9 protein-coding genes and 1 pseudogene are annotated in these 9016 nt (G+C 32.2%); 6 read left to right on the top strand and 4 right to left on the bottom strand.

The features are described from left to right. The 5 genes from ACWVCY_RS07750 to ACWVCY_RS07730 form a co-directional block, all read left to right on the top strand. Nucleotides 1-793 (top strand): ATP-binding cassette domain-containing protein (locus tag ACWVCY_RS07750; RefSeq protein ID WP_455141767.1); only part of this gene is annotated, 793 nt, incomplete at its 5' end. A gap of 5 nt (nucleotides 794-798) precedes the next feature. Beyond that, a complete protein-coding gene (locus ACWVCY_RS07745; RefSeq protein WP_455141765.1) occupies nucleotides 799-1620 on the top strand; it encodes an ABC transporter permease in 822 nt (273 codons plus the stop codon). Between the two features lie 11 nt (nucleotides 1621-1631). Beyond that, nucleotides 1632-2462, top strand: coding sequence for an ABC transporter permease (locus ACWVCY_RS07740; protein WP_455141763.1), 831 nt, complete (start codon nucleotides 1632-1634; stop codon nucleotides 2460-2462). Between the two features lie 80 nt (nucleotides 2463-2542). Continuing rightward, nucleotides 2543-3154 (top strand): winged helix-turn-helix domain-containing protein, encoded by a 612-nt coding sequence (locus ACWVCY_RS07735; protein ID WP_455141761.1) that lies wholly within the window; start codon nucleotides 2543-2545, stop codon nucleotides 3152-3154. Between the two features lie 355 nt (nucleotides 3155-3509). Continuing rightward, nucleotides 3510-4550, top strand: coding sequence for an NADP-dependent oxidoreductase (locus ACWVCY_RS07730; RefSeq protein ID WP_455141759.1), 1041 nt, complete (start codon nucleotides 3510-3512; stop codon nucleotides 4548-4550). A 38-nt stretch (nucleotides 4551-4588) separates the two neighbouring features. Here ACWVCY_RS07730 and ACWVCY_RS07725 read toward each other — a convergent pair whose 3' ends face one another. Together ACWVCY_RS07725 and ACWVCY_RS07720 are read right to left on the bottom strand one after the other, a co-directional pair. Continuing rightward, entirely contained in the window at nucleotides 4589-5842 is a 1254-nt protein-coding gene (locus tag ACWVCY_RS07725; RefSeq protein WP_455141757.1) for a hypothetical protein, read from the bottom strand. A gap of 234 nt (nucleotides 5843-6076) precedes the next feature. Continuing rightward, on the bottom strand, nucleotides 6077-6952 hold the full coding sequence (locus ACWVCY_RS07720; protein WP_455141755.1) for a TrmB family transcriptional regulator: 876 nt from the start codon (nucleotides 6950-6952) through the stop codon (nucleotides 6077-6079). A 98-nt stretch (nucleotides 6953-7050) separates the two neighbouring features. Between ACWVCY_RS07720 and ACWVCY_RS07715 the strand changes: the two genes are divergently transcribed. Continuing rightward, a complete protein-coding gene (locus ACWVCY_RS07715) occupies nucleotides 7051-7488 on the top strand; it encodes a hypothetical protein (RefSeq protein WP_455141753.1) in 438 nt (145 codons plus the stop codon). Nucleotides 7489-7531: 43 nt separating this feature from the next. On the opposite strand, the gene ACWVCY_RS07710 is transcribed toward ACWVCY_RS07715, so the two are convergent. After that, nucleotides 7532-8164 carry a lysoplasmalogenase family protein gene (locus tag ACWVCY_RS07710; RefSeq protein WP_455141751.1) on the bottom strand — a complete coding sequence of 211 codons (633 nt, stop codon included), beginning with the start codon at nucleotides 8162-8164 and terminating at the stop codon, nucleotides 7532-7534. A gap of 163 nt (nucleotides 8165-8327) precedes the next feature. Further along, nucleotides 8328-9016, bottom strand: a pseudogene (locus ACWVCY_RS07705) (hypothetical protein); the annotation flags it as partial.

Raw genomic sequence — 9016 nt, 5'->3', positions numbered from 1 at the left:
TGCTACTGTTTTGGGATACAATGTCGTCAAAGAAGCCCAAAAAATACGTCCATTAATCAATATGGTAGCTGGTGCTGAACGTATGCTCTATTTTAGACTGACTGCAAGAGAAAATATGCAATTTTTTGCTGATCTGTACAATCTTTCTCGTCTAGGTTTAAAAGAAAAGATTGATGATTTGCTTGGTCAGGTTGGTCTTTTAGAGCGAGCTGACTCTCCTATTGAGGGATACTCCAAAGGTATGCGTCAACGTTTACAGATAGCAAAAGCTTTCTTAAATGACCCTTTAGTCCTTTTTCTTGATGAACCAACGCTTGGTTTAGATGTCCAGGTTGCTCGTGAACTTCGAAAACTTGTGAAAGACCGAGTTAATCATAATCGTATGAGTGTTTTACTTACTACTCATTATCTTCATGAAGCAGATGAGCTCTGTGATCGTGTTGCAATAATTAATCGAGGGAAGATATTAGCCATAGAAACTCCTAAAACATTGAAAAAACAATACCATTCTAGGCCAAAGGTTTATGCATCAGTTGGAGGAACTAACCAGAAAAGTATAGAGATCCTCAAATCATTAGAGTATGTTAAAAACATCAATATCCTGTCAAATCAAATAAAAGATGAAACAGTTACAGCCACATGTGATCTTATAATTGAGGTGTTAAGGGAAGATGATATTTCTAGAGTCATTAATGAATTATTTCAAAATTTAGAATTAAAAGTATTTGAAGTGAAGCGATATCTTCCATCTTTGGAAGATGTTTTCGTCCAAATGATCGAGCAATCAGGGTAAAAATCATGGATTTCCTTCGAGTTATAAAAGCACAAATAATTCGATGGACTAAAACAGAGTTTTTTCGTCCATTTGTTTTATTTTGGAACTTAGTTCTTCCATTTACATGGGGTTTGCAATTTTATTTCTTATATTTGCCCTTTAATTTTAAAACAATCAATATACAATTATTAAAGGTTAGAAATTTGGAAATTGATCTCTTAGGGTTTACTTTAACGGGCCAATTATGTTGGATGCTTTTTATTAATGCCTCTTTGTTTGGAGGGGTCTTTTTTATGCGTGAACGATGGGAAGGTACCTTAGAGGTTTTACTTCTCTCCCCAGCCTCTCGTATTGGAATTATTACAGGAAATGCACTAGCAGCTACAGTCAATTTCCTTTGGTTTAGTATTGGATTGATCTTCAGTTTATTTCTGCTTCAAATACAATTTAATATTAACTCATTAATGACAGTTATTATCTCTTTACTAGTTTCTTTCCTCGTACTTCTTACAATGGGTATGTTTTTTGAATCATTCTTCATTGCTAGCCGATTAGGAAATATGTGGGCAACTGCAATCCAAGAACCTTTACAGTTCACCTCAGGTCTAATATTCCCTATTCAATATCTTCCAAGGATTTTCAAAACAATTTCAATCGCAGTTCCGTTAACTTATATATTTCTAATTATTCGTGGAACTTTATTAGGAGCATTAACTTTTGAGGATATTTATCTAGAATTATTCGTTTTACTTTTCTTTGCATTTGGACTTTTCTTCCTTTCATCAATATTTTTGAGTCTTGTAGAGAAGCATGTAAAGCATAAAGCAAATCTTACATTATTTTAGGAGAATTAACTTTGAGCCAACAATTAAGAGTTATATTAAGTACAGCAAAATACAATTTGATTGCTTTTTATAGAATATTTTCTCCTACCAGTTTTGCTTTACGGTTTTTCCTACCGATTATGACAATGGCGACAGCATGGATATTATATCATGTTATTTTTGGATCAGAGAACCTAAAAGCAACTTTTTCTGCATATTCCTCTGTTGATTATCTTACATTCATCATTATTAGTCAAGCGGTCTTTGTTTATATGTATGCTTGCATATTTCAACTTGGAAGAACCTTTTATTGGGAAAGAATGGGAGGAACAATCGAACCTTTATTCTTAAGCCCTGTTTCAAGAAAAATATTCATGTTGGGACATCTATCTTATGCTATTTTTAATGCTTCAATCGATTTCGTGATTATATTAATTGCTGGAATCATTGTCTTTGGAGGAAAAATAGGGTATTTAAATTTCTATACTGCTATTATTGGATTCTTATTACTTATTATTTCTTTATTTGGTGTAGGATTAGTAATAAATGGGATTACATTAAGCTTACGAGACCGAACTAATACTGCTAATATTTTAACTTCAATTTTCTTCATTTTTTCTGGAACAATTGCTCCTGTTGAAATGTTACCCCCTTGGGGTCAAGTTATTGGCTCAATTCTACCTTTAACTTATGCTTTACATATAATTCGGGGGAGTTTTACTCCTAGTGTTTCAACATCTGGTTTTACAATTGAAATAATTTGTTTATGTTTTATATCATTTATTTCATTGATAGTTGGAATTATTTTTCTTAATAGGATAGAATCGACACTGAAAAAACATGGAGAATTGACAGTTTTTTAATAAATTATTATTTCAATTCTTGAATCGAAACATTATTTATAAATTTATCATTTATGTTTTTATTTAGGATGAAAAATAACATGAAGACAATTCATGAGGCGCTAGAGGAAAAACTAAGTGCTGATATATTAGCACAGGTCACACGTCATGGAGGAAATATATCAGCTAAAGAAATTGCTTTAAATTTAGATATTCCTCTAACAACGGTGTATTATTATTTAAATGCTCTTGAAAAAGATGATTTTATAATTTCAGAAGAAGTACGTATTCGAAACTTAAATAAAAAGGTTTGGAGAAGATCAAAAATTGCTATTGAAGATCCAGATAGTTCTAGAGTTATTAACAATTACTATAAACAGTCCGTCAGTAAAGAACCCTTAACCATTTCCTCCTTTATTCGATTTTTTAATGCGTTCATCCAAGAGGATTTAATACGCCTTAAGATGTTAAAAGAAAACAAATTTTCCGATTTCCAACAAAATTCAGAGACTCCTTTTTTGGTTAAACTATATGGATTGAATAAGGATGATTATATTTTTGCAATGCAAAAATTAATGGATTTAAGAACAGAATTATGGAATAGAGAAAAGGAGAGAGAAAATCCAAAGGGAAACTATCAAAAAACAAATCTTGAAGAGGAAGAGCAATACCTCCTTTTTTTCCTTGCCATCCCAAAATTAGAGGAAATTTAGAAAGATTTCGATAAGTTTAAAACTCGAGGAGATAGTAAATTGAAATATCAAACCATGATACATTTTATGTATAAAAATGGACAATTAGCAACAGCCAGAGTAATTTTTGAGTTAAAAATAATAGTTTAGCTATGGGAGCAATTACAGTTTATTCTGAGATATATTTAAAGGCTGTACAGAAAGAATAGCAAAATTTTTCCTTTCATCCAATTCAAAGGATTTTGTTAATTGTACATAATCAAGAAATATTAGCTATAATAAATTTCAAAACCTGTCAATTAATAAAAGCTATAAATCTATAATGATTTCTATAACCACTCTTCAGATTTAGAACCAACTAACATAGAGGAATTGTATGGTAAAATTGAAAAATAGACAATGGAGGTTAGCAAACCATCCTGTAGGTATGATTAAAGAATCAGACTTTAACTGGGTCAAAGAAGAAGTCGAATATGAGCTTCAAGAGGGAGAACTCCTTGTGAAAAATTATTATCTCTCACTCGACCCAGCAAACAGGTCATGGATTTCTGCATCTCCTAAATCACATTATATAGAACCTGTTAAAATCGGTGATGTTATGAGAGGGATCACTATTGGGCAGGTAATAGAAAGTAAAAACCCGAAGTATGATAAAGGAGAATATGTTATTGGGACATTAGGGTGGCAAGACTATTCAGTCAGTAAAGGATCAGGATTAATAAATATCAGCTTATTACCAAAACCTGAGGGAGTCTCTATAACAATTTATTTAAATGTTTTGGGAATGATTGGATTAACTGCTTATTTTGGACTTTTAGAAATTGGAAAACCCAAAGTAGGAGAAACTCTTGTTGTATCCGCAGCTGCAGGAGCAGTAGGTTCATTAGTCGGACAGATCGGGAAGATTAAAGGGTGTCGAGTCATTGGAATTGCAGGGACAGAAGAGAAGTGTAAATGGCTCACGGAGGAATTAAAGTTTGATGGAGCGATAAATTACAAAACCGAATCCGTTTATAAACGATTGAAAGAGCTTTGTCCCAATGGAATTGATATTTATTATGAAAATGTGGGCGGGAAAATACTAGATGCAGCCTTAGCTAATCTAGCTGTTTATGCCCGTATACCTGTTTGTGGGATGATTTCGAAGTATAACTTGACAGAGTTACAACCTGGACCATCAAATATTGTCCAAATTGTTACCAAACGAGCTTTAATGCAAGGATTTATTGTTAATGATTTTTTGGGTCGCATATCTGAAGCAATGCTTGACCTTATGACTTGGTTTAATGAAGGAAAACTTAAATATCGAGAACATATCATCCAAGGGTTAAAAAATGCCCCTAGAGCTATAAACATGCTATTTGATGGATCTAATAAAGGAAAATTAATAATACAAATCGCTAAAGAACCAACATGATCCTTTTCCTATCATGAAAGTACAGCTGCTTCTTCTAATCATTTATTAAGTCGATGTATCAGATCCTCAAATTTTTTACTTGAAATGGCTAATTCATCTAGTTCCTGAATAAACAATCGATATGTGGCATGTTTGGGGTCAAATAATCCTTGTACCCGATGATAAAGCTTTTTTGAAACAATTGAAGAAAGCTCCTCATGAATTATGGAATGATGTAATTGTAGAATGGCTTCTCTTATCCCTTTCATAAGAAATTGTTTATTTGTACGTTTAATCATCTTTTCAACACGAAGATTTCGAATTATAGCCCAACCTGGTAATGAAGGATGCTTTTGAGGTTTATTTTGAAGCTCGGAGTCAGGAATGAAATCCTTTGACTTGTAAAAACCAGGTTGAAAAAGGCCAAAATCAATTTCTTGTAGACTTTTCCGATTCTTTATTGTAGCAATAAGATAGTTCCCATTATGCCTATCCCATGAGCCACAAACCGTATCAAATACTATTATCTTCCCAAGATTTACTGCATCATGTTCAATAATAGCTTCTAAATCGCTAGGTTCCGCTGCCCAGAGATCGATTGAACTGGGAGTTAATGTCTCAATAAATAGATTTGATCTTTTGGAAAATGGTTTAAGCATCCTAGCACCAGAATTGTGAATTATCATGGCATTTTTTGGAATATTAACTCCAATAATCTTACCTATTCGGATTATTTCTAACTCTAAATTTGGATTCCCTCCTACACTTTGATTTTCGATAGCTTTTACAATTAAACCGTGTCCTTGAGGGGATGTAAAGAGAAAAGAGAGAGCATTAGCACTTTCAGGCTTACCTTGTCTAAAAAATATTAACTTAGTGTGCTTTTTTTCAGATTTTATGGTTTTAAAAAAATTAAATGAATCAATAATTGCCCCATAATATTCAATAACCTTGGTTCGCATACTTAAAATGATATAAGAATCATAATAGCCATGAATCAAATCCAGTTGTTGAAAAATCTGAAGGTTAGATTTAGAAAGATAATTGCTTTTGAAAAATATGCCAAAGTTTATAGAAGAAGGAATCCATCTTAGACAGAATTGGATTATTTCAAGAGTTCTTTCTCCAGTAATTTTTTCTCTTGCAATCCTTAGTCTCTTCAAGAAAAATTTCTTTTTTCGAAAAGGAGTGGTATTTATCACTTTTATCTTATGATTAATCCTTTGTGGTTGTTCCTCAGGACTTGATACTAATTTTTTTATTTTTAACCCAGATTTAAAGTCAAGATCACGTTTTCTGAGAGAATTATTCATCTTTATCTTACACTATTCTCTGAAACATTCTATTTTCCAGTTATCTAAGTATGTTTAAGATTAATTATCAATGAAAATTAATTCTTACCATTCCTCTTTTTACTATAAATTCTACCATCGTAATGAAAATTCATTGAAGGATTATTAAGATAACACATTGAGCTTTACTCTTTCAGATTCAGAATAAATTTTTTAATATGAATTTGATAACAACATTATTAATACCCCCAAACATTAATCTAATCCCTCATACATCCATATATTGTTATATTGAGTTCGAAGGTGATTTGCTAGGTTGGGGTCGAAAATATTGAGACTCGCAAATATTTTTCTTGGCTCGGAGGGACTTTGCAGCTTAAAGATGACCCGTTTATTATCAAAAATATCAAAATAAGTTGGAATGCGTCTAAAGATAGCTTTAATCTGAAACCCTTTCATTTCATTAATTAAACCAAATTCCTGATGTTTTTCTGTCAATTGGGAGAAAAGGTCATGTTTTTCCTTTTTACTAAGCTTTTCACTCTCCTCAAAACACCAGAGCATTTTAATATTCACACCGTATTCCAGAGTTTTCTTCAACTCTTCAAAAAAGAATCTAGCTTGATTTAAAACTTTAATCGTTGTATCATTAATGAATTCTGTTATTAAAATCTCCTCTTGTACTATCTTGAAATATTGAAAGTAGAGAGAGTAGATAGCCTTCGTCCCAATGACTGAGGAATAGAAAAGTCTTTCATCTTTTATACCATTAGAGGTATCATAATATTTCACTTCTAATTCTTTTAATTGATCAAACAATGATTTTTCTTTCTTTTTACTTTCCTCCCGTCGATAGGAGACAAGATTAAATAACGCTTTATTTAAGGGGATAGCTTTAAATTTCTTTGGCCGACCTTCAAGGATAGTAATCATCTTTTTCGATTCAAGCTCGTCTAATGCTTCATAAATTCGGCCAATGGGAACCTTAGCTCTTTTCGATATTTCATTAGCTGTTAAAATCCCTGAATTAGAAAGAGTTAAGAGGGAATTGATGCAATATGTAGAGAGATTTGCACTTATTAAAAATTCTCTGATCTCGTCCAATAGGTCTCCAGTCAAGTTTTCAACCATTCCTTTCATTTTCACTAAAATTAGGTGAAATGAGATCGATAATCAATATAAAAATATCGGTGGATTAGATCTTAAATTTTTCTAAGGAGATGAATTAATTGGTATTAACTAATAAAGATTTTTTAAACGAGATAAAAGTTCATTTTAACTATACTGACGAAGAATTTAAGGAATTCATCAATAATTCAAGGAACCAAGATGTTTTATCAAAAGTAACAGAGCTATTAAATAAAACTATGGTTATTGAAGTTATTGAAGCGAAAGGATGTAACAGTCAACATAAGAAAGGAGATAAATTATATCTAGATGGATCAGGAAATCTATTAACAAAATTATGCCCCAAAAAAATCTGTGTATATGCCTTAGGTCAAATCGATCGGCTAGTTTATGCAGCACACGAATTAATTTATGCTGGAATTGATCCAAATGAAATGCGTTTCAAAAGAGTGAGTTGTCTTGATATTGGGTTGGAATGTGGAGGTTGGGGAAATGTATTAATGGAATTTAGCATGGTAGAGAGAGGAAGTCTGAAATAATTAAACCCCCTACTTCTCTAAACTAGAAAAACAATCAACGAAATCATTCATTCTTATTATTGAAGAGGAAAAGAGTAGCATAGTGAAGACATCCAACAGCAATAATATATGTTGTTCCAATTAAAATTGTGTCTAATGGAGTCCCAATAGCATAGGTGAATCTATTGATTGCTAGGATCACATCAGATATGAAAAACATTATTCCTCCACACGCTATTAACAATCGAAATATAAATACTCGTTCAGGAAATTTAATAAAGTGAAAATTTGTCAGAAACACCATAAAACATAATAGAATAATATAGGGTATAATTGCGAGTGTTACAAAGTCATTTGGATCGAAAAGAAGAAAGATATATAGAAAACTTGGGATTACAATCCAGAAGATCATAATTATACATAATTGAATCTTATTCCTATCTTCAAACCAGCTTTGAGGTGGCCAAACGTTTAAAATACCTGAAAATGAGAAAATATAGAGCATCTGAGCAACAAGAAAAGTTAACATTCCAACGATAAAATCTTCACGTATTAAGAAGTCAGCAAGACTACAAATAACCATAGCTACTGGCATGAAGTTCAAGAATCGTTGGTATGTGAATCCTTTCAGCTTCAACTGAGCTCTACTCATGTCAACAATTATAAATCTGATAAGAAGTGCAGAAAGAGTTACCAATAAGGAACTCCCTAAAAAGAGCTCAGGATATAAATTATTCGAAGTAAAAGCCAGTAAGATGCGTAAAAGTGTGAAGAGTAAGATAATAATCCCGATAATATATAAAATAATATAATTACGTGATATATTCACTTTACTAAAACCCTGAAATAATATTTCAGCATTATCTATTTTTATTTATTTTTTGAACAAATATTCTTACAACCAAAAAAGTAGAGAGAACTGTGATTAGTTGGAAACCAAATGTAGGGGAAGAAGTTTCAATTACTTGTTGTACAAATAGAAAATAGATAGAATGATGATCATTATCACCAGAGGGTGCATCAGAATAGACGATGAAAAAATTATCTTGGGAGTCAATAGTAATGCTAGGATCTGCACAATTGACACTATTTGCGTCAGAATGAATATAATTTACTTTGAGATTGTTTGAGAATTGTTTGTCACTCTGTACATATGCATAATATATATCTCTGCAATAAACAGTATCGCTTACGAAGTTTCTAAAATCTTCCCATACAATATGAACAGTTAAATCGCTATCAATTACAATCGAGGGCGAACCTTGGGCACCACGTGTGAAATGTGGATGTTTATCAGGAGGGGAAATATCAAGATCGTCATTGACACGGATATTAGAACCAAAGGACAGTCCATTGTCCTTAGAAACAGTATAATAAATATCTAAATATTGCGGTCCGTCCCCAGCTCTATTATCAGTCCAAACAACGTGGATACTTCCATCAGGTGATACAGAAACTTTTGTTCCTCCACAGTACCTTTGTGTGGAGCCGTCATTGACTTTAATTGGTGTTTCAAAAGATAATCCACCATTCTGAGATTTTGCAAGGT

The sequence above is a fragment of the Candidatus Hodarchaeum mangrovi genome (assembly GCF_975850365.1).
The sequence above is the reverse complement of the archived record's forward strand: the minus strand, read 5'-3'. Positions and strand labels throughout refer to the sequence as shown.